Origin of the sequence: Noviherbaspirillum autotrophicum (genome assembly GCF_000818395.1) — a bacterium.
GTDB lineage: Bacteria > Pseudomonadota > Gammaproteobacteria > Burkholderiales > Burkholderiaceae_D > Noviherbaspirillum > Noviherbaspirillum autotrophicum.
The window spans coordinates 1-22,550 of the sequence record NZ_JWJG01000002.1; the positions used below are offsets into that span (position 1 = coordinate 1).

General features: G+C 53.2%; 17 protein-coding genes and 3 pseudogenes. 17 read left to right on the forward strand and 3 right to left on the reverse strand.

Going from position 1 to position 22,550, the window contains the following annotated elements:
* A partial coding sequence (locus tag TSA66_RS00020) for a phosphomannomutase/phosphoglucomutase (RefSeq protein ID WP_040038458.1) occupies positions 1–882 on the reverse strand: 882 nt, incomplete at its 3' end.
* Between the two features lie 284 nt (positions 883–1,166).
* On the opposite strand from TSA66_RS00020, the pseudogene TSA66_RS00025 reads away from it, so the two are divergent.
* The 14 genes and pseudogenes from TSA66_RS00025 to TSA66_RS00100 form a co-directional block, all read left to right on the forward strand.
* Positions 1,167–1,491: pseudogene (locus tag TSA66_RS00025) on the forward strand (transposase); the annotation flags it as partial.
* 224 nt (positions 1,492–1,715) lie between these two features.
* Positions 1,716–2,840, forward strand: a complete 1,125-nt coding sequence (wecB, locus tag TSA66_RS00030) for a non-hydrolyzing UDP-N-acetylglucosamine 2-epimerase (RefSeq protein ID WP_040038459.1) — start codon at positions 1,716–1,718, stop codon at positions 2,838–2,840.
* Positions 2,840–4,150, forward strand: a complete 1,311-nt coding sequence (gene wecC, locus TSA66_RS00035) for a UDP-N-acetyl-D-mannosamine dehydrogenase (RefSeq protein WP_052451945.1) — start codon at positions 2,840–2,842, stop codon at positions 4,148–4,150. The genes wecB and wecC overlap by 1 nt, the downstream gene beginning before the upstream one ends.
* Before the next feature lie 109 nt (positions 4,151–4,259).
* Positions 4,260–5,459: a hypothetical protein gene (locus tag TSA66_RS00040; protein ID WP_198358637.1), complete on the forward strand. Its 1,200-nt coding sequence runs from the start codon at positions 4,260–4,262 to the stop codon at positions 5,457–5,459.
* Positions 5,456–5,917 carry a serine O-acetyltransferase gene (locus tag TSA66_RS27945; protein ID WP_040038461.1) on the forward strand — a complete coding sequence of 154 codons (462 nt, stop codon included), beginning with the start codon at positions 5,456–5,458 and terminating at the stop codon, positions 5,915–5,917. The genes TSA66_RS00040 and TSA66_RS27945 overlap by 4 nt, the downstream gene beginning before the upstream one ends.
* 67 nt (positions 5,918–5,984) lie before the next feature.
* Positions 5,985–7,619: an O-antigen ligase family protein gene (locus TSA66_RS00050; protein ID WP_084199100.1), complete on the forward strand. Its 1,635-nt coding sequence runs from the start codon at positions 5,985–5,987 to the stop codon at positions 7,617–7,619.
* Between the two features lie 9 nt (positions 7,620–7,628).
* Complete coding sequence (locus TSA66_RS00055) at positions 7,629–8,186, forward strand: hypothetical protein (RefSeq protein ID WP_040038463.1); 558 nt, start codon at positions 7,629–7,631, stop codon at positions 8,184–8,186.
* Positions 8,187–8,211: 25 nt separating this feature from the next.
* Positions 8,212–10,095: an asparagine synthase (glutamine-hydrolyzing) gene (asnB, locus tag TSA66_RS00060; RefSeq protein ID WP_084199102.1), complete on the forward strand. Its 1,884-nt coding sequence runs from the start codon at positions 8,212–8,214 to the stop codon at positions 10,093–10,095.
* An 11-nt stretch (positions 10,096–10,106) separates the two neighbouring features.
* On the forward strand, positions 10,107–11,750 hold the full coding sequence (locus TSA66_RS00065) for a heparinase II/III family protein (RefSeq protein WP_040038464.1): 1,644 nt from the start codon (positions 10,107–10,109) through the stop codon (positions 11,748–11,750).
* A gap of 20 nt (positions 11,751–11,770) precedes the next feature.
* Positions 11,771–12,988 carry a glycosyltransferase family 4 protein gene (locus TSA66_RS00070; protein ID WP_052451956.1) on the forward strand — a complete coding sequence of 406 codons (1,218 nt, stop codon included), beginning with the start codon at positions 11,771–11,773 and terminating at the stop codon, positions 12,986–12,988.
* Between the two features lie 1,111 nt (positions 12,989–14,099).
* Positions 14,100–15,056 carry a UDP-glucose 4-epimerase family protein gene (locus TSA66_RS00080; protein WP_040038466.1) on the forward strand — a complete coding sequence of 319 codons (957 nt, stop codon included), beginning with the start codon at positions 14,100–14,102 and terminating at the stop codon, positions 15,054–15,056.
* Positions 15,056–15,616, forward strand: coding sequence for a sugar transferase (locus tag TSA66_RS00085; protein WP_040038467.1), 561 nt, complete (start codon positions 15,056–15,058; stop codon positions 15,614–15,616). Before TSA66_RS00080 ends, TSA66_RS00085 begins: the two co-directional genes overlap by 1 nt.
* A gap of 16 nt (positions 15,617–15,632) precedes the next feature.
* The gene (locus TSA66_RS00090; protein ID WP_040038468.1) at positions 15,633–17,573 is read left to right on the forward strand and encodes a polysaccharide biosynthesis protein; all 1,941 of its coding nucleotides are present in this window, start codon (positions 15,633–15,635) and stop codon (positions 17,571–17,573) included.
* 74 nt (positions 17,574–17,647) lie between these two features.
* Positions 17,648–18,726 (forward strand): annotated as a pseudogene (locus TSA66_RS00100) (IS3 family transposase).
* Positions 18,727–18,751: 25 nt separating this feature from the next.
* Here the strand turns inward: TSA66_RS00100 and TSA66_RS25890 are convergent.
* A pseudogene (locus TSA66_RS25890) lies at positions 18,752–19,102 on the reverse strand (transposase); the annotation flags it as partial.
* A 95-nt stretch (positions 19,103–19,197) separates the two neighbouring features.
* Between TSA66_RS25890 and TSA66_RS25895 the strand changes: the two are divergent.
* From TSA66_RS25895 to TSA66_RS00115, 3 genes are all read left to right on the forward strand, one after another.
* Complete coding sequence (locus tag TSA66_RS25895; RefSeq protein ID WP_084199104.1) at positions 19,198–19,569, forward strand: helix-turn-helix domain-containing protein; 372 nt, start codon at positions 19,198–19,200, stop codon at positions 19,567–19,569.
* Between the two features lie 82 nt (positions 19,570–19,651).
* Positions 19,652–19,894, forward strand: a complete 243-nt coding sequence (locus tag TSA66_RS00105; RefSeq protein ID WP_269748340.1) for a transposase — start codon at positions 19,652–19,654, stop codon at positions 19,892–19,894.
* A 39-nt stretch (positions 19,895–19,933) separates the two neighbouring features.
* Positions 19,934–21,021, forward strand: a protein-coding gene (locus tag TSA66_RS00115; protein ID WP_094298970.1) for an IS3 family transposase whose coding sequence is annotated in 2 segments (ribosomal slippage) — positions 19,934–20,183 and positions 20,183–21,021 — 1,089 coding nt in all. Because the reading frame shifts where the segments join, the coding sequence is not laid out codon by codon here.
* Positions 21,022–21,217: 196 nt separating this feature from the next.
* Here TSA66_RS00115 and TSA66_RS00120 read toward each other — a convergent pair.
* Entirely contained in the window at positions 21,218–22,453 is a 1,236-nt protein-coding gene (locus TSA66_RS00120; RefSeq protein WP_157691522.1) for an acyltransferase family protein, read from the reverse strand.
* Positions 22,454–22,550: the final 97 nt, after the last annotated feature.

Sequence of the window (22,550 nt, forward strand, 5' to 3'; positions counted from 1 at the left end):
CCCGCCATGCTGTTTCACCCACGGCGCCACATGCCGCGTGCACTTGACGTCGTACAGAATCTCGCGCCCCGGATGGCGCATGAGCACGTCCTGCGCAAACAGCATCAGCTGCCGGTCCGGATAAATAATCTGCCCATCCTTAGTCACCACGCCCAGCCGGTCGCCGTCACCGTCGAACGCCAGGCCTATCTCCGCATCCGTGTCCTTCAAGCAGCGGATCAAGTCCTGCAGGTTTTCCGGATGGGCCGGGTCGGGATGATGGTTGGGAAAGTTGCCGTCGACGTCGCAAAACAGTTCGCGCACCTCGCATCCCAGCGCCCGGTACAAGTCGCCGGCAAAGGCGCCGGCCACACCGTTGCCGCAATCGATGGCAATCTTCATCGGCCGCGCCAGCTTCACATCGCCGGTGATGCGTTCCAGGTATTGCTGCCGGATATCGTGAGTGCGGTAGCTACCGTTGCCTTGCGCAAAGTCTCCCTTGACGATCGCCTGGTACAAGCCCTGGATCGTATCGCCGTAAATGGCTTCGCCAGCCAGCACCATCTTGAAGCCGTTGTAGTCGGGCGGGTTGTGGCTGCCGGTGACCATGATGCCGGACTGGGCATCGAGCACATGGGTGGCGAAGTACAGCATCGGGGTGGCGACCACGCCGAGGTCGATCACGTCGACGCCGGCGCGTTGCAGGCCGGAGGCCAGCGCCTTGGCCAGTTCGGGGCCGGACAGGCGGCCATCGCGGCCGATGACCACCGTTTGCTCGCCCTTGATGCGGGCAGCGGTGCCGAAGGCTTGGCCGATCTGGCGGGCGATGCCGATGTCGAGGGTTTTGCCGAGAATGCCGCGGATGTCGTAGGCTTTGAAAATTGATCGGGAGAGTAGCAGCATTATGCAATAACCGAATTAAACATACGATTAATCATAACCCAACAGACCAATCGGCGATATTGCATCAAGTTTTTAATTATATTTCTCAAATGCAATAGTTAATACTCGTGCTTCGCAGAATGATTGCAAATTACGCAATATCCGAAGCCCCCTCCGCGTTCGCGACTGTTTGCATTAATAATCTCTCCCAACTTTAGTCCCGTCTGCAACGATATGTTATTTACCACCAGAAATAAGCAGTTTTGAAAGTAGAATTTTTTAACATTGAATCGAGGAAGTCTTGCATGAAGAAGTCAAGTTTTTCGGAGAGCCCGATCATCGTCATTTTCTTAAGCAGATTGAGAGTGGTACGATCATCCCAAAGATGTATCGTGGACAAGGAATGAGTTCAGTGCAGTTTTACAAATGGTGCAGCCAGTATGGCGGCATGATTGCATCCACGATGGCGCGTTTGAAGGAACTCGAAGAAGAGAACTGGCGGCTAAAGAAAATGTATACCGAAATGTCGAAGAAAGGCTTAAGGCCAAAATCGTGGCCAAGGCAATGCCCAAAAATGGTAGCTTCGCAACAACACCGGGAGATGGGCTGCGCGCAAGACAGGAAAAAGCTGTGAGCATCTAGCCTGCTAGGCAGACGTTCCGCATTAGCCAAACTCTGACGCTAAACACCAAGGATCGAGGTTGACGGTTGAGCAGCTTTGCCTTTTAGAAGGCAGCGACTCGACGCTGCAATAGTTAGCAGCTTGTCGAGGCATGGCAATACTTGCATAATACGGGCTCGATTTTAAAACCAAAAAGCAACTTGTTACCCCCTAAGCCGGAAATAAATTAGAGATGAAAGTGCTAGTGGTGTTCGGAACCCGACCTGAAGCAATCAAAATGGCGCCGGTGGTTGAGGTTCTGAAAAAAAATCCTGCATTCGATGCAAGAGTGTGCGTTACGGCCCAGCATCGTGAAATGCTCGACCAAGTTCTGGCGCTGTTTAACATCCGACCGGAATTCGATCTTAATCTTATGCAACGCGGTCAGGACCTAACCGATATCACGGCGCGTGTCCTGATCGGCCTGCGAGATGTATACGCCCAATGGCGACCGGACGTCGTCCTAGTCCATGGCGACACCACTACGACTATGGCGGCGGCGCTGTCCGCCTACTATCAGCGAATTCCGGTCGCGCACGTCGAGGCAGGACTTCGGACGGGCAACCTATATTCGCCATGGCCGGAAGAACTCAACCGCAAGGTTGCGGGCGCGCTGTCGACCATTCACTTTGCGCCTACCAAGCAGGCGCAAAGGAATCTGCTGCGTGAAGGCATCAACGAGGAAACTATCCATATCACGGGCAATACCGTGATCGACGCCTTGCTGGAGGTCAATGACAAAATCCGCACCGATACGGCGCTGGCGTCTAGGCTCGCAAACCGCTTCCCGTTCCTAGACGCCAGCAAGAAGTTGATCTTGGTAACCGGCCATCGGCGCGAGAATTTTGGCAAGGGCTTCGAAAACATCTGTGCGGCGCTAGCCGAACTAGCGAAGCGTCCAGAAGTGCAGATTGTCTATCCCGTGCATCTGAATCCCCAAGTCCAGGAACCGGTAAACCGACTGCTCGGCGGACTGGCCAACGTGGTCCTAATCGAGCCCCAGGACTACCTGCCTTTTGTCTACCTGATGGGCGCCAGCACACTGCTTCTCACGGACAGCGGTGGTGTTCAGGAAGAAGCCCCGTCACTCGGCAAGCCGGTCTTGGTAATGCGCGAAACGACCGAGCGCCCAGAAGCCGTCGAGGCGGGGACTGTGCGTTTAGTAGGTACTGATCCTGCAAAGATCCAGCGTGAAGCGAATATCCTGCTTGATAATTCAGCAGCTTACGATGCCATGGCGCGCTCCCACAATCCCTACGGCGATGGCCGAGCGGCAGTAAGGATTGTCAACATACTTGAGAATGGAGTTTCGATTTAATGACCAAATTTGAGAAGATTGCCGTAGTGGGCCTCGGCTACATCGGCTTACCCACCGCTACTGTGATTGCCAGCCAAGGCGTTAAGGTGGTGGGCATCGACGTTAATCAGCACGCTGTTGATACAATCAACCAAGGTAAAATTCATATCGTCGAGCCCGACTTGGCAGGATTGGTCAACATCGTGGTACAGAAGGGCACTCTGGTTGCCCGCACCGCTGCTGAGCCGGCGGATGCGTACTTGATCGCTGTTCCTACGCCGTTCAAGGAAGGTTACAAGCCCGATCTCTCGTATATCGAAGCCGTTGCCGAGTCCATTGCGCCGCACCTAGTGCCGGGCAACCTGATCATTCTCGAGTCCACCTCCCCGGTTGGCACTACTGAGCAACTGGCAGGCTGGCTGGCCTCACATCGTCCGGACCTGACGTTTCCGCAACAAACGGGCGAGAATGCGGACGTCCAGCTTGCCTACTGTCCTGAGCGAGTCCTGCCCGGCCATGTTCTGCGTGAACTGGTGCAGAATGATCGCATCATCGGCGGCATGACACAACGCGCAGCAAAAATGGCGTCCGACCTCTATGACATCTTCGTGCGCGGCGAATGCGTGCTTACCGATTGCCGTACTGCGGAGATGACCAAACTGACTGAGAACTCGTTTCGTGACGTGAACATTGCCTTCGCCAACGAACTATCGCTGATCTGTCACGAGCTCGACATCAATGTCTGGGAACTGATCCGACTAGCCAATCATCACCCGCGCGTCAACATCCTGCAGCCGGGACCCGGGGTCGGCGGTCACTGCATTGCCGTCGACCCTTGGTTCATTGTTGATTCGGCCCCCGAGACATCGAAGATCATCCGTACGGCACGCCTAGTCAACGATGGTAAGCCGCAGTTTGTGCTGGACCGCATCGAAGAAGTCGCACGCAAGTTCACCAACCCCGTGATCGCCTGCCTCGGCTTAGCATTCAAGGCCGATATTGACGACCTGCGTGAAAGTCCTGCGATCGAAATCACCCATGCGCTGCAGGCCAAGGGCCTTGGGCGAGTACTCGCCGTCGAGCCGAATATTACCGAACTGCCGAGCTCGATGGCAGGGAAGGTGGAACTCGTATCGCTTGAACTCGCACTAGAGCAAGCCAATATTTTCGTCATCCTAGTCGACCACAAGCAGTTTCTCCATTTCGACTGGTCCAACGTAAACCAAAACGCCATCGTCGATACACGAGGCGTGCTTAGCCGGCACCTTGGCGCCACTATCTCTGGCTCATCAGCCTCCTCCACGACCCAGGCGACACGTTGCATTGCGTGACACCACTGTTGTGCGACAAACCTGCGATCGCTTGTTTGCTCGCACATTCACTATTTCACTCATGATTAGCCTATTGGTCCAAATCCTGACCCTACTTTGCGCTCTAGTCGTGAACTTCGCGGTGCCGGCGCTGTTCGGCCTCACGGAGTACGGGCTATTCCTGCAGGCAAACATTCTGGTATTCGTGTTTCAGAAGCTGACAGACATCGCCAACGAGCCGCTGCTTAGCAGACTCGATGCACCTGCGATCTTTCCGGTGTCGCTATGCGTCGGCGGGGGTGTGCTTGTTGTCTTTGCGACCGTGAACCTATTATATCCGCTAGGAAGTGTACTACTGCTCGCCGCTATGTTGCTTAGTTCGTGCGTGCTGCTGTCGATGTACGCGATGCGACAAGCCAAACGTATTTTGGTATATCTGTGCGCCTTCTTGTCCATGTTTGGTGTGTCGATCGTGCTAAACCTGACCAAGGTCTACGAAATGGATATCCAGCATATCCTGATTCTTACGAACCTTGTCCCTGCCTTGGTTGCAGCTGTCTTTTTGATTCCGTCATCCCGTGTATGGCCGGGCGCCGGAAGCCTAGCTGGAGTGGTGGGCAGCCTGTGGAAGTCAGTACCCTCGATGCTGTCGCTGACGTTGGTGTACAACCTTTTCACCAATATCTTCCCGTTCCTGCTGTCAAAGACATTACCAGCCGATAGCCTCGGTTTGTTCCGCGTAATGGCGTCACTTGTGCAATCTGCTACGAGTTTCTTTCCACTGAATATCAAGACGATTTTTGTTGCACTGTTACGTAGTGACGATCGAGAGCGGCATTACGCGACAATCATGTCATTCTCATTGTGCTACTTTGCGACGGCCGGGCTGGCAACCTATGCATTAGTAACCATCTTGCCGAAGTTCCAGCCATATACAGCGCTAGTTTGTAGCCTGCCAGTGCTCTACTGGGCAGTATTGTCGGAGCGTTATTTGCTGGCAATGAACAAGGTACGCTACGTACGTGCCATTAATATACTAGTAGGTATATCTTTCTTGATCGCGATGTTCTTCGTCAAGAATGTCCATCAGGCCATCTTGTGCTATGGGCTAGGTTTTTCGGTGTATGCTGCGCTGCTACTCTATGAAGTTTCCAACCGAATCCATTCCTTGGTCGCTATTTGGGTATGCGGCGTGGCGCCAGTGACTGCGTTCAGCCTCTGGCATACAGCATTGCCCGCCCTGATCTATCTTGTCGGCTGCCTAACACTGGCACTTGGCATCATCCGATTCAACCTGAATGACTTGCGCGCTCTCAAGGAGGCAATATGAACGCGATCCATCTCTATCGGATTGCTAACTGGTTTTATCATAAGCGCATTCCGGTCATCCCAGCAGCGATGAAGAACATTATGTTTCTTTTGTTTAATTCCTATATTCCGCCGAGTGCAACCATTGGAAAGGGTACCGTCTTTGCATATGGAGCAATCGGAGTCGTATTACATGCCGACTCAAAGCTGGGTTCGGGCTGTGTGATTGGACAAGGCGTGACAATCGGCGCAAGCGAAGCATTCTTTTCCGGCGAGCCCAACAAATGTCCAATCATTGGGAATAACGTTTATATCGGTGCAGGCGCTCGCATTCTCGGTAACATTACCATCGGCGACGGGTGCCAAATTGGTGCCGGAGCAGTTGTCATACGCGATGTGCCGCCACATTCGATAGTGGTAGGCGTTCCCGGCCGTGTAGTTGGTAAGACTCCTACGGATTACCTGGCTATCCGTTCCTGAGCGTCGTTTTACAAAAAATTCGAGGCTTCCAGACTTGCAAGAGCGAGACATAAGTAAAGAGCAAGACATGTATACAACAATTAGACAAGCATTATTGCCGCCATTTCGCTCCCCAGCGTTGGTATTGAGTGCCTCGGTCATCGCAGCGGCCCTCTTACAGCAAACCAGTTCCGTTGCCCACATTACGGCGCTGGTACTGGTTTTGGCACTGATTGCCGCCACCATGGCTGAACCGTGGCTCGGCATCCTTGCGCTGTTTCCGCTGGTCATTCCAATTGCGGCACCTTCAGAAGCACCGGGCATCAAGGAAGCTGCTTTTGCAATCCTGACAACGACCGTCCTTGGTAGGTCATTAATGGGAGCAATTGCAAGAGACGGGATTACCCCTTTGGCCAAGGAATTTGGTTTTCCCCTACTAATCGGGCTGGCACTGCTTGCAGTCAATCTGTTTGCCGCCGTAAACGTTGGCACTAACCTACACGATTGGGTACGGGGCGTAGTGCCTTACACGTTCTTGGTGATGACAATACCCATTACGTTAGAGTTGCGCGACGATATAAGGCGCGTGCATTGGATTGGAATTGCCATAGGTGTGGCAATCACGCTGCATTGTGTGCACGTGCTGGGCTACTACCTCTTAAACCGGATGTGGGAGTACCAGTGGTACGTAAATATCGACGGAGTGCTGACCCGCGTTACAGAGGAAGCGGCCAAGGCCGATCCCGAACACGTATTAGGTCCATTTATTGATCGTATTACGATGAAGCTTCCGAGCTCCACCGATGCGTTCATTCCACTGGGGGTGAGTCTCGGTTTCATCATCGCGGTCATCGCACCGGGGAGACGCGAACGTTGGTTTGGCATGGTGCTTGTCACGTTGGCGTTGCCGACCATTCTTGTGACTTACACCCGTAGTATGCTGCTGAGTCCCTTGCTAGTGATCTGTGGATTCTGCATTTATCTTGCGTTTTTCCGCCGAGCGCAATTGAAGTTTGCCGCATTGCTACTGGCCGGATTCTCGCTTTATGCGGTCGCCGTGATTTTCTTTTTCGGACTTGAGCTTGTTTGGCTCAAGCGTGTGTTGATGCTCTTGGATGCAGCTAAACAATCAATTGCATCTTTTGGAGCGTATTTCAATATAGGCGGGGGCGCAAGTAGTGGTACTGATAAGCAATTGAGTGGACAGTTGATGGCCTTGTCTTCATCGCCTGGTGCTATTGATGACAATGTCACGACGCGCATTGAGGAGTACCGGATTGCTTGGTCAATGTTTCTTGAACATCCAATTTTCGGAAATGGCCTAGGTACGCGCCACGAAATATCATTCGTCAGAAGCGCTGGCGACATCATTCGCCAATCAGTTGGGTATATTCACAACTGGCCACTCTATATGCTTATGGCTGGCGGGGTTCTCGGCTTCGTATTTTACGCGGTGCTACTGCTAGGGCCGGTTTTCCTTCGGGCAGGCACTGATTGTAAGGCAACGTTTGAGAAAGTGCTGCTACACAGTATGCCGGCGACTCTGGCAATTTACGGCCTATTCTTCGCTGTAGCTCGACTAATTACCTTCAATCTGCTAATCGCAGCAACATGGGGAATCTTGCTGGCCCTAGGTGTGTCGATCCCTGCGCTCGCCAATAGAGGAAAAGGGCGGTCAACACACCCCTTTGAACGTGGCGCTTCTAGCGTACGATCAGATTAAACACCTAACATGTCAGATTTAGATCTGGTGTTTGACGGTGTCATGTACTGCCTGGTGTGCGGCAGCGATAAGCACAACTATTACGACAGTACGTCAGACAACTTGTGTCTCGAACTGAATCGATATCTGCTACCGCACCAGCCGCGTACTCCGGCGATTTGCAATATGCGTCGTCTTTTCAAGGGCTGCCTCCCTGGCATTTCTTTCGCCGCAATTCAATACGCTAAGTCCCCGAAGCTATACCGCCCCTGGCACGACTATACATACAACGTCATCTTCAACGATTCGGGGATAGTTGCACGGAGAACCGGCGAGATTCAATGTTATCGCTTGTGGCCGCTTCATCGTTTCGCCTCGCCCCCCTATTTGAACAACGCTCAGCAGGTTCATCACGGCGGACGGAATTATGTTGTGGCGGTCGGCAAAGTGCACACCGACGGCTTTATCGTAACAATTGCCGGCGCAGCAGCCGCATTGGCACGGCGTCTGGCGCTGTTAATCCTGTGGAAGCCGTTGATGATTATGGCGCCCCAGGGTCTGAATATACGATTAGTACGAATGTCCTGACAATCTCATAAGCAAGGGGTAGAGTGTGTGCGGAATTAACGGTTTGATTTCCACTGGCGACTTGAATGGCCTAGAGGAATCGCTCCAGATCATGAGGCATCGTGGCCCGAATGCCACCGGCATCTGGCGTGGCAAGTCCGGGGGCTTCAATGTCGGATTGGGGCATTTGCGTCTAAGCATCATCGACCTGAGCGCGGCGGCAAACCAGCCGTTCCTCGCTGGAGACGGACAGACCATCCTGGTCTACAACGGTGAAATCTACAACTATCGTGCGCTACGCGAGGAATTGCGCAAGCATGGTTGTCATTTTTCGACAGAATCCGACACGGAAGTACTTCTGCAAGCCTATCTGATCTGGGGTATCGATTGCGTACGCCGTTTCGACGGGATGTTCGCATTTGCGGTGTTCGACGGCAGGCGCAACGAGCTGAGCATTGCACGCGATCCGCTCGGCATCAAGCCGCTCTATGTCTGGACCAATGATTCGAAGCGCGTCGCCTTCGCATCTGAAATTCGTGGAATTCGGGCACTGGCCGGCATTCCAATGGAGCCGGACGAGTCGACCTATGCCGAGTTTCTGCTCAACGGCTGGCTCTATGAACCAAAGACCGGTTTCAAAAATGTGGAAAAGTTGATGCCCGGTGAATATCGGACTTTCGACCTTAACACCGGTACAGTGCGTAAGGAAATGTACTATTGTCCACTGCAGCGCGCGGCACCGTCGCGTGACTTTGTCGAGCTGTTGAACGAGTCTGTGGAGTTGCAGCGCGTGGCAGACGTCAAGGTCGGACTCTTCTTCAGCGGTGGTCTGGACTCGTCCGTGCTGGCTGCGGCATCGGGGCCACTCGAGGGCCTGTTCGTGGAATATGCGGGCGACGCAGCCGACGCTAGCGACGCGGCATTTGCCCACGAGATTGCGAAGATGCTCAAACTGCCCGTTAAGACAGTGTGTCACGATCCCATTAGCGATGGTCCTGACGCAATCTTGGCGGATTTTCGCAATGTTGCGGCGAACACCGAGGAACTGATTGCAGACTACACATACAGCGCTTCGAGCCTGCTGTCGGCCGACGCACGCGCAAGTGGCTATACGGTGATGCTAAGTGGAATGGGTGGCGACGAACTATTTGCTGGCTATCCGCGCTACAAGTTGGCGCGCTATCGCCAGCTTTTCTATGGTTTGTCACCGCTGTTCAAGGTAGGAGCGTTTGCGCTGCGTCGCCACCCTTCCTTAGAAAAGAAGATCGAGCGGTTGCTGCGTTTTTCTGAGGAAGGCCGCTTTATTCGCGCCTACACAAGCCTGATCGGCTATTTGTCGGAGGTAGAAGTTTCGACGCTGATGGGCAAGTTCGATGCATGCGAGCCGTTCTGGCATTGGTGCGAAACGATGGGCAAGCGTATCGGACATCTGTCGCACATGAAGCAGGCGATGTACTTAGACCGCTATGGTTTCCTTGCGCACAACCTTATGGTGACTGATAAGTCGAGCATGCAACAAAGCATCGAAATGCGCGTACCGATTATGTCGAACGAACTGGCAGAACTCGGCTTTGCAATGAATGATGCCGAGCTGCTCAGCTACTCGGAAGGGAAGAAGCCGCTGCGCCGATTCCTCGAACACAGTCTGCCTGCACGGTTAATTAATCGCCCAAAGATTGGATTCAACCCACCGCTTGACGGCAAGATCCGCGCTCTAGGCAAGGATCTCATCTCGGATATTTTCCGTAATGGCCCACTCTCCGAAGTACTCGACGCCAATGTAGCATGCCGCATTGTCGATGCACACTTCAATAATGCAGGTAACCAGACGTACAAAATTTGGCAAATGCTCTATTTTAATTTCTGGCTGGAATTTCAAAATAACATGCGCACAGGTCAGTTTACAAAATGCAATTCAGTGATTGCCTGACCAATAAATAGATGACTTCACTTTCCTTGCTTTTTCATACTGTGCGTCATTTAAGAGTTAAGCAGATAGTCTACCGACTCTTAATGCGCATTCGCGAGATTCGCATCACACCGACACCGGCCCCTGCACTGGCCATCTGGAGTGCATCCTGGAATGCACCTACATACAAACTTCAATCGCTATTTCCACCAGTGGAGTTTTCGCTATTGAACGAAACTCATGCGATCACAACATCGGCCGACTGGGATCGGCCGGAGTGGTCACAACTCTGGCGCTACAACCTCCATTATTTTGACGACTTGGACAGTATTGATGCGCAGACCCGACATACCCTACAGCAGCAATGGATACAGCGCTGGATCGCCGAAAATCCGGCACCGCGTGGTACTGGCTGGGATGCTTATCCACTTTCGCTGCGGATCGTGAACTGGATCAAGTGGGGAGCATCTGGTGGCTCCTTGGACCAGTGCGCGCTTGACAGTCTAGCCTTACAGACACGCGTACTTGCCCAGAAACTCGAATATCACCTGCTTGCCAATCACCTATTCGTAAATGCCAAGGCACTGATATTCAGTGGGGCCCGTTTTGCGGGTCCCGAAGCAGATGCTTGGATGCGCAAGGGTCTAGCGATACTGGACGACGAATTGCACGAGCAGTTTCTTGCCGACGGGGCGCATTTCGAACTGAGCCCAATGTATCATTGTGCGCTGCTTTGGGATCTGCTCGATATGCTATATCTCGCACGCATTTCCGGCAATATACATTTGCAGGCGAAGGAGAAGGAATGGCGTGTCGTCGCTTCGCGTGCCCTATCATGGATGAATGCCATGTGCTTAGGCGACGATCAGATCAGCTTTTTTAATGATGCTGCATTTGATATTGCACCTGAGCCACGCGTTGTGCGTGAGTATGCTTCATTGCTCGAGGTCCAAGCCACTCCCCAAAAAGTATCAAATCCGGTTGACATGACCATGCAACGACTTGCTGATTCGGGCTACGTCCGCATAGACTGGCCCGACGCGACGGCCATTCTCGATGTGGCACGTGTCGGCGCGAACTATCAGCCGGGGCATGCACATGCCGATACACTGAGCTTCGAACTGTCTCTAGGTTCACAGCGTGTGTTTGTCAATACGGGTACGTCGCAGTATGGCACTAATTCTGAACGCCAGCGCCAACGAGGCACTGCGGCCCATACTACCGTAATTATCGATGATTTCGATTCGTCCGAAGTCTGGGCAGGCTTCCGTGTGGCGCGACGTGCTTATCCAATTGGATATGCGGAAGATTGCGCAAACGACCATGTGCGGGTTACATGTGCGCACAACGGCTTCATGCGTCTACGGGGTTCACCAATTCACAGGCGTACATGGGATGCCCGCGCAAAAACTATAACTGTCACCGATCAGATATCAGGCAAGTTTCGCCGGGCCCAGGCCCGCTATCATCTACACCCGGATCTCCGTGCCGCCATTGACAGTGATGTGGCAATCCTCGTGCTGCCTGACGAGCGATCAATTACGGTACAAGCTGAAGGTGGCACCATGGCCCTCGAAGCCTCTACTTGGCACCCGAAATTCGGAGTTTCCTGTCCCACACTGTGCCTGACAGTAACGTTCTCCGGCCCGCAGGTCACAGTTACAGCCCATTGGTAATAGGTATCGTGTCGACCCACATGAAAATCCTGATTCTAAGCTTCTACTATCCTCCCGATTTGTCCGCAGGTTCGTTCCGTACGGCCTCTCTTATCGAAAGGCTTTCGCCCAAGTTGCCTAAAGACGCTACTGTCGACATTATTACAACGCAACCTAACCGCTATCACGCTCTAACTGACGCAGCACCAAAGGAAGAATGCAACGGCAACGTACGCATACGCCGTATCATGCTGCCATCCCACAAGAGCGGGATGCGCGATCAGGCCAAGGCGTTCTCGGTTTTCTTCTACCGAGTACTTGAGATGACGGCAGCACAGAGATACGACCTTGTGTACGGCACGTCGTCACGCCTGTTTACGGCCGTGCTCGCGGCCGTTGTTGCACGTCGTGTCAGTGCACGACTGTATTTGGATATCCGTGACATTTTCGTCGACACCATGAAGGATGTTTTGCCAGCTCATCTAGCACGTCCGAGTCTGCCGTTCCTCAGTGCGATCGAGCGGTTTGCGATAAACAGGGCCGACCGTATCAATCTCGTGTCTGCGGGTTTTCTCCCTTGGTATCAGCAACGCTATCCGAATAAAGTGTTCGACGTGCATCCCAACGGCATCGATGATGCCTTCCTGCTACCGATGCCAACTGCGCCTACGCAGCACCGGGAACGCCCATTGGTACTCTATGCGGGTAATATTGGCGAAGGTCAGGGTCTCCACCTTGTGCTTCCCAAACTCGCCCAGCGTTGTGCGGATCGGTTCGACTTTCTCGTAATTGGCGCAGGCGGCCGACGTGCTGCCCTGGAAGCCGAGTTAGCCAAGGCCAAAGTCAGTAATGTTCTATTGCGCGACCCAGTACAACGTAACGATTTGATTCCCCTGTACCAGTCAGCTGATGTGCTCTTCTTGCATCTGAATGCATACGACGCGTTCCTAAAGGTGCTCCCGTCTAAATTGTTCGAATATGCAGCCATTGGCAAGCCGATTTTGGCAGGCGTTGCGGGTTACGCTGCAGAATTTATCCGAACTGAGATTCCTCATGCCGGCGTGTTTGCCCCATGTGATGCTAATGCGGGCGAAAATGCACTACGAGGTTTGAGCCTCGAGACCAAGCAATGCAGTGTTTTCATTAAGAAATATTGCCGCGCCAATACAATGGATCGGCTTGCAGATATCCTAATGTCAATGGCAAGGGAGAGTAGCCGAGGATGCAACTTATTGAAATCGGGAAAAACTCACGACTAAGTACCGGAAAGCATTGTCAGGCAAGGAATTGATACGAAAACGTAATCGCCAGCAGCCATTTAAATTTGTTTTGCCTACGGGAGTGCCGTCGTGCGATTTATCAGGAAGCTTTAGTGACTTGAAAAACACGCATAGCAAATTCTATCGCTAGGGGATCGTGTCGTTTGGTGCTACCGGAACTACTCATCGGCGAGCCCGATATTTTAAGTGATTGCTGATGGATGTAAACCATTTCAAATAGCATATGAATCCAGCAGAAGCACGTGCGTCATAGGAGTGCGCGTAAAAAGACGCACAGCACCACATTACGTCTGGCCGTAGATGTGTATCGCACGCTGCTCCGAATCATCATTATGAAAGCAGCACGGGCGGCTTGATCTGAAGTTGAAAGGACCCTTGCCGAATTTCCAGCGCACCACCTAATCGCTGACAGGAGAGACGACAGCGAGGTGATCGTTTAGCAGATACCATAATTAAGGTATGAGAGCGGTGATATCGTCGCTGAAAAACATATAGGCGCAACGATAATGCGACAAACACCTGTCCGTCAGAACTAACTCCCCGAAAATGCCTTTCTTAGCATCAACCAATGGAATGGCATTGACACTCTTTACACGAAGAACCTCCTTGCCGTCCTCGCCGACGCGTAGCCCGGGCGCCAAACCATATATAGCTCAGAATTTCATGACAGCACTATCCACCCACAGCAAAAAATAAAAACTACAGACAAAAGAGTTTTAAGAAAACATGCCGATCAAGACAACTACGTTGTCCTGCTGTAATCTCACTTGTAGAATGCGCAAATTATAATGATCAGCGAAAGATGGCAATGAACTGGTACTTCATTCACCCAGAGCTAAGACGGGAAAAGCGTGCACGGCAAAATTTCGAACAGCAAGCCTATGTGTGCATTTTTCCCATCCTCCCGGCGAAAAAGCTCTGCCGAATCAACCTAGCGCTTGTTGACAATCTGACGGACCGTAGTCAACCTGTTCGTCTAGTCTCGGATAATAAATTTCCACCTACATCCAAACAGGTCCTTAGCGTAGTCCTGCGTTACGTTGACCGCGCCAAGCGCACTGCTGATCTGATCCTATCGTATCCATAGATTATGCGGACCATTCTCGTTACTGGCGCCACCGGCTTTGTTGGAAAAGCACTGTGCGCACGCCTCGCCTCGGCGAACCTCCCCTTGGTCCAAGCTGTGCGCCGCGCCAGATCTGGCATTGCCGGCGAGATCGCTGTGGGCGACCTCGATGCCGGCACCGATTGGCGCGTTGCGCTCGCCGGCTGCGAAGCGGTGGTGCACTTAGCAGCACGTGTGCATGTGATGCGCGATATGGCGGCGGATCCGTTAGCGGAGTTCCGGCGAATCAATGTAGAAGCCACGCTTTCACTTGCACGCCAAGCCGCCGACGCGGGCGTGCGGCGCTTCGTTATGGTGAGTTCGGCAAAAGTGAACGGCGAATCAACGGACCTCGGACATCCCTTCACCGCGCACGACATCCCCGCACCCCAAGATGCATACGCCATCTCCAAATACGAGGCCGAGCAGGGTCTACGCGCACTTGCAGGAAAAACCGGCATGGAAGTGGTGATAGTGCGTCCACCACTTGTTTATGGTCCCGACGTAAAGGCAAACTTCGCGACAATGCTGCGCTGGCTAGCACGGGGTATTCCATTACCGCTCGGATCAGTCACCCATAACCGACGTAGTCTTGTAAGTATCGATAATTTGGTGGATCTACTAATGACCTGTCTCTACCATCCTTCGGCTGCAGGCCAGACCTTTTTGGCCAGCGATGACGAAGACCTTTCTACCGCCGAACTTCTACGCCGCCTCAGTGCGGCATTGGGCAGGCCGTCCCGACTCGTGCCGATCCCGGAATCGTGGCTCTTACTCGGCGCGCACCTAGCAGGCAAGCCAGGAATTTACCAGCGTCTTTGCGGGTCCTTGCAGCTGGACATTACACACACACGCGAACGCTTGGGTTGGAAGCCACCGTTTAGCGTGGATGAAAGCTTGTGGCGTGCTACGCACGAAGTTAAAACACGGGGAATGGATTGATGAAACGAGCGTTTGACCTTTTGCTGGGAGTAGTTGCACTGGCCGTGTTACTGTTGCCCATTACTCTGATTGCGCTGGCGGTTCGTCTCACCTCCGCTGGCCCAGTGTTCTATTGGTCTGATCGCGTAGGCCGGTACAATCGTATTTTCAGTATGCCGAAATTTCGCAGCATGCGAGTAGATACTCCTGTGGTGGCCACGCATCTGCTGTCCGACCCCAATACCTATCTGACTGCTATCGGCCCTTTTCTACGCAAGACCAGTCTCGATGAGTTACCCCAACTTTGGAGCATTCTGAAAGGCGACATGAGTTTTGTCGGCCCTCGCCCCGCGCTATATAACCAATACGACCTGATTGCCTTTCGCACTCAACAGGAAGTACATCAGTTGATACCGGGATTGACCGGCTGGGCTCAAATTAATGGGCGAGATGAGCTACCAATTACAGAGAAGGTCAAGCTGGATGTGGAATACCTTCGAAGGCAATCGTTCTCGTTCGACTTATGGATCCTCTGGTTGACCTTAGTGAAGGTGCTGCGCCGGGAGGGAGTGTCCCATTGATAAAATGAATATACCAATGACTTTGAATAAAATTGCATTACCCGTACTGGCAATGCCACGTACCGCCAAGCGCCTGGTAGTTCTTTTGATCGACTCCAGCCTTTGCGTACTGACGGTATGGCTGGCGTTCTATCTACGCCTAGGTGAATTTGTCACACTATCCGGTTCTGCGCTTGGGGCAGCGATTGTATCAGTATCAATTGCGTTGCCGCTCTTTGTCGTTTCAGGGCTGTACCGCGCAATTTTCCGCTATTCAGGTTGGCCTGCTCTTATGACGGTATGTAAAGCAACGTTTGCATATGGCCTAGCCTACGCAGCTGTTTTTACTGCGATTGGTATTCAAGGGGTACCACGAACCGTCGGCCTGATTCAACCCATGTTGCTTCTACTCACGGTTGGCACTTCCCGAATCTTTGCGCGATTCTGGCTCGGCGGCCTGTACCAAGGCCAGCTTAAACTAGCGGCCCTGCCTAAAGTGCTCATCTATGGTGCCGGTAAATCAGGCCGTCAATTGGCAGCTGCCATGGCTAACAGCCACGCCATGAGGGTTGTCGGCTTTTTGGACGACGACGAACGATTGCATGGGCACATTCTGAACGGGCTGACCATTTACAGTCCATCCGACTTGCCCAGCTTAGTCGCATCACTACATGTTAGTGATGTACTCTTGGCGTTGCCTTCGGCAAGTCGGAAGCGCCGCAACGAAATCCTAGCGGAAATGCTACAGGCGCATGTATCAGTTCGCACTCTACCCAGCCTGACAGAGCTAGCTCAGGGCAAAATCAGCACATCAGATTTGCGTGAACTCGACATTGACGACCTGTTGGGACGCGATCCGGTTGCACCTAATCACATCCTGCTTGGCAAGAATATTATTGATAAAGTGGTGTTGGTGACCGGAGCAGGTGGCTCGATTGGTAGCGAACTGTGTCGTCAAATTTTAAAAATTGGACCAAATACTCTCTTACTGATTGAGCAAAGTGAATTCGCGCTTTACGAGATCCATCAAGAGTTGCAGTCAAAACTTGACGGCTCTGCCGTCAAACTAGTACCACTTCTAGCCTCGGTACGCGATGAAGATCGCATGCAGGAAATCATGTCAACTTGGCGGCCTGATACGGTGTACCACGCTGCTGCCTACAAGCATGTACCGCTCGTAGAGCACAACCCAACAGAAGGAATCAAGAACAATGTGCTAGGCACGCTGACGGCTGCAAAAGCGGCGGCTGAACGAGGTGTTACAGACTTTGTCTTGATCAGTACCGACAAAGCGGTCCGTCCGACCAATATCATGGGAGCTAGCAAACGGTTGGCAGAGATGGTATTACAAGCGCTTGCGGCCACTTCGCAAAGCACAAAGTTCACTATGGTACGCTTTGGAAATGTGCTCGGCTCGTCTGGTTCTGTAGTACCCAAGTTTCGCCAGCAGATTCGTGACGGCGGCCCCATTACCCTGACGCACCCGGAAATCACTCGCTACTTCATGACTATTCCGGAAGCTGCTCAACTGGTGATCCAGGCCGGAGCAATGGCCAAGGGAGGTGACGTATTCGTACTGGACATGGGACAATCGGTCAAAATTATGGACTTAGCGCGACGCATGATCGAGCTCTCGGGCCTGACGGTAAAAGATGAATCTAACCCGGATGGTGATATTGAAATCGAGGTCACAGGCCTGCGCCCCGGCGAGAAACTTTACGAGGAACTGCTCATCGGTAACAACCCCAAATCAACCTCACATCCGCGGATCATGAAGGCTCATGAAGATTTTCTTCCTTGGCATGTGCTTGAGGAGAAGCTCAATGCACTTAAGCTTGCGCTTAATGTGAATGATGTCGGCGTGGCGCGCTTAATGCTTGAGCAACTGGTTACTGGCTATACTCCAAGCGGAAAAATCGTCGACTGGGTACATTTAGAGCACGAAGCGGATGCTGATGCGCGTGAAGAGACGGGGTGACGGTTGTGACCTGCTAAGAGTCATATAGCCACCCACAAAGTGAGTTTTCATGTTAATTTTGACATGGGACATACATGCAGAAGCGATTCACAGAAGAACAAATCATAGGTGCCCTGCAGGAGGCCGAGGTCGATGGCGCGGTGATCCGGGAGGTCCGCCGCAAGCGCAACATCACTGAGCAAACGTTTTTCCGCTGGCGCAACAAGTAATCAGCCATGACGGTTTTCGATACCCGCAGGCTCAAGGATCTGGAGTCGGAGAACAACGCGGCTGAAGGAGATCGTGACCGAACAGATGTTGGCCATTGAAGGCTTGAAGGAGATTGCCGAAAAAAAATGACGCCCCCGGTGACCACGAAGCCCTTGAGATCCTGAAGGCAAAGGGGTTCTCTGAAGGTGGAGCGTGTCGAAGTGCTGGGGTAAGCCGCCGGGTTGCGAGTTATGAGTTGCGTTAGCCGGCAAAGGATAAGGAGCTGGGTGCGCAGCTCATTGATGCATGTGGTCGCTATCCACGCTTTGGTTATCGGCGCATTGGCGTGATGATGGACCAAAGTATCGGACGGGTGTGGCGTCTGTTGCGAAGTCTGGGGTTGAATCTGCCCAAGCGTCGGCCTCGAAAGCGGCGCTGCGACAATGACATTCGGAGTCCGGGTGCGACGCAGCCCAACAGCGTCTCGTCGTATGACTTCGTGCATGACCGACTGGCCAACGACGGCACGTTGAAGATGCTGTGCGTGCTGGATGAGCATACACGCGAATGTCTGGCCATCGAGGTTGGCAAGTCGTTGCGCAATCAGGATGTGATCCTGACGCTGTCGCGGTTGATGCGGTTATATGGCAAGCCTGATTTTATCCGATTCGACAACGGCACGGAATTTACCGCCACAGCAGTGATGAAGTGGCTGCGAGATCAGAACGTCGGCCCGGCCTATATCAAACCCGGCAGCCCTTGGCAGAACGGGTTTGTGGAAAGCTTTAACGGCAAGCTGCGCGATGAATGTCTGAACCGGGAATGATTCGTAACACGCCGTAAAGCGAAAATCGCAATTGAGAAGTGGCGAGAGTTTTATAACAACGAGCGACCGCATTCTGCGCTCGGCAATCGGACACCGGCCTCGGTAGGCCGGCAACGATGGCAAAATCGGTGGGCTTGAACCAGAAGACTAACCTGCAGACTGGCTACAAATTCCAATAGCAGGTCACGACTTCTTTCAGCACTTCGTCGGTGATGGTGAAAATCAGATCTGGCGACTTGTCCAGCCCGTACAGCTGTTGCGGGTGGCACTGGATCTCGCGCACGCTCATTCCGCGTGCATACATGCTGATAACGCTGTTGTCGAAGCCCGGCAGGTGGCGCTAGTATTTACCAACGAGTTATGGCTCGAATGTTGCCTGCCGGTCGCACGGAATGTCCAGGCTCAGTTCGCCGTTGGGCGTGATAACGGTCTTGGAACTGAAGCCATTCCGATGGTTCCCGGCTCGGCCCTAGCTGGCCTCGTTACCGAGGTGGTGAGTCAGGCCGGCAGCTACAGCGGATTGCCTGAATATTTAGGGCAGTGTGATGGCAGGAACAAATGAAAGGATAAGGAATCGCAAGCTCATCGAGCTGCAGATGAGGTGCAATCATGCCTGCTCCCTATTCGATAGATTTGCGTTGGAGAATTGTTCGGGCTTGTGAACGCGGGACGCAGTCGCAACGCGAGGTGGCGGAGCTGGTTCAAGTCAGCCTGGCGACGGTGGAAAATATTCTGCGACTTTACCGGCGGACTGGTGATGTCTTGCCTCAGAGGCGTAAGCGACTGGGACCCGTGGTCTGGATTGATGACAAAGCGCGTGAGCAGCTGCGGCGATCGCTGGAAAATCAGCCGGACATGACGCTGGCGGAATTGCGGGAGCAATTGGCGTGCAAAAATGACCTTCGAGTAAGTACGTCGAGGATTTGCCGCGTGTTGCAGCAAATGGGATTGCGCCGAAAAAAAGGCGATCCATGCTTGTGAACGGGACACTGCGCGCGTATGTCAGGAGCGCCATCGGTATTGCCGGAAAATAGCTCGCTGCCCGGTAAAAAAGCTCAAGTTCATTGACGAAACCGGAGTGAACCTGAGAATGACTCGCCGCTTCGGCAGGGCGCTCTCTGGTAAGCGGGTGCAGGATGCAACGCCCAAAAATTATGGTCGCAACGTTACCATCATCGGCTCACTGTCCTGCTACGGGCTGAATGCAGTCATGACAGTGGAAGGCGCCACGGATGCGGCGGTATTTCGTGCCTATGTTTCCACGGTGCTGGCGCCGGTAATCCCCCCGAAAAAGAAGCGGATTTGAAAGTAGAATTTTCTCAACATTGAATCGAGGAAGTTTTACATGAAGAAGCCACGGTTTTCGGAAAGCCAGATCATCGCCATTCTCAAGCAAGCCGACGGCGGCACTCCAGTCCCGGAACTGTGCCGGGAACACGGCATGAGCTCTGCACTGTTTTACCGCTGGCGCAGTAAGTTCGGTGGCATGGACGCCTCCATGATGGCGCGGCTGAAGGAACTCGAAGAAGAGAACCGTCGCCTGAAGAAGATGTATGCAGAAGAGCGCCTGAAGGCCGAGATCGTCGCTGAGGCGCTGCAAAAAAAGTGGTAGCGCCATCTCGACGACGCGAGATGGCGCAATGGGCAGTGCAAGACAAGGCTGTCAGTATTCGAGTGGCATGCCGAGCGTTCGGCATCAGCCAGACCTGCTATCGGTATCAAGCGAAGCTGTCTTCAGAGAACAGCGAGATTGCAGACTGGCTGATTCGTCTGACGACGAACCAGCGCAACTGGGGCTTCGGCCTGTGCTTCCTGTACCTGCGCAACGTCAAAGGCTATGTCTGGAATCACAAGCGTGTCTACCGGATTTACCGGGCGCTGGAACTGAACCTGCGCATCAAGCCGAAGAAGCGTCTGGTGCGCGAGAAGCCGGAGCCGCTGTCCGAGCCGACGGCACTCAACCAGGTGTGGTCGATGGACTTCATGCATGACCAACTGTCGGACAGCCGCAGCATTCGGTTGTTCAATGTGATCGATGACTTCAACCGCGAGGGCTTGGACATTGAAGTGGATTTCTCCCTTCCGTCCGAGCGCGTGATCCGTTCGCTGGAGCGCATCATCGAATGGCGCGGCAGGCCTGATCGGATACGTTGTGACAATGGCCCGGAATACGTCAGCGCAGCACTGATGGCATGGGCAAATCGGCGCAGCATTCACGTCGAGTTCATTCAGCCCCGCAAGCCGCAGCAGAATATTTACATCGAGCGCTACAACCGGACGGTGCGTTACGACTGGCTGGCGCACTATCTGTTCGACACCTTCGAGGAAGTACAGGAATTCGCGACCCGTTGGTTATGGACCTATAATCACGAGCGCCCCAACATGCCCATCGGCGGCATCACGCCGAAACAGAAATTGGCCTTGTCCGCTTAGTTTCTACTCTCAGGCCGCTTCAAAAACGGAGGGATTACCCTGCAACTATAGGTGCCCATTTGGAAATGCCACAGGCAGTACTGGCTACATAATTAAGTCCGCCTATTACGAGAAATTAGCCGCCGGTATTCACATAAACACCACGATGGGCAATGATCCGCCACCCGCGCCCTCGCCCTCGCAGCGTCAATACTAATCAACGGTCTCCTTCAAGTGGCGATGCCAAGGCTCTACCGGCAGCCTTCGGAGTCATCAGCTGTCGCCCTGCCCACCCCGTCAATCGCCTACCGAGTTTAATACCTGGAAGTTCCACCCACTGATAACAGACGGCGGCAAGCCCGGTTGATATCACGATTCCGGCCGCAGCCAACATCACATTGACCAGCAATGCATGGGCCATCAGAGCCTCGGACGGCAGCAGATGCATGGTCATAACCGAGATGATATACAGCACCGGGAAATCGATCAGATAGAAGCTATACGAGATCCGCCCATAAAATCGGATAATCGGCGCATCCAACAAACGGAATACAGTGTTGTCTTTTCCGTGCAAAACTGCCGCCAAGAGCATAAACGCTCCGCCCGCTTCCATAACCATCATGACACCCGGTCGAGGGGCTATTCCTTTGGCGACCAGCATAATGATCACTGCCGTAAGAAAAACCGCCAGTGCATATACCTTGGAGGAACGAACCACGAATGCGAGCTTCGCCCCCCAAGCCGGCAACATCAACCCGAGATAAAACATGAACAGAAAATTCAGGAAAGAGATCGGTCCTGGCTTCAATACGGCCGGTATGGCAAGCAAGATCGCAAGGACAGGTAGGTGCCAGCGCATCGACACACACCGGTTCATCATATAAAGCAGGGGGAATAGCAGAGAAACGCCCATCTCGACCTGAAGCGACCAAGTGACGGGGTTGAGCCAACCATCCGCACTTGACCCGGCGGTGGTCAAGGTGAGATTCTTCACCAACAAACCAAGTGTGACAGGAAGATTATAAAAGCGGTTAAACCAGTCGGTAGCCAGCGGCTCGTGCTGCGCACGATAAACCGTCAACATGAGACCGATAGATAGCGCCGTTGCCCACAATGCGGGACCAATCCTGAATAGCCGCTGGATGATAAAGCTCACACTATTGCGTAGGGAATTTCCTTGCCACTTATCAATGGAGAGCCCCAGCACTAGGCCGCTCATCACAAAGAACAAAGAGACTGCCGCGCTACCGTTAGAAAGCACCATCAACAATCGGGCAATTGATTCACTCAAGGTATCCCCCTGCGGCAAATCCCTGTCCCAAATTGCCTCCTCCAACCCTGGGATAGAGATCACGCCAAGTGCGTGATAGATCGCGACCATGAGAGCAGCGATGCCACGAAGTGCGTCAATTCGATCGATATGCGCACGAGATGTGGGTTGCACTTGTTTCACGATTTTTATTCTTTCTAATTTACAGAGGCACCAAAAATGACACAACCTTGACCGGGGCATATCCCCTCCCCCAGCCCACACACAAACGTCGCCGAAC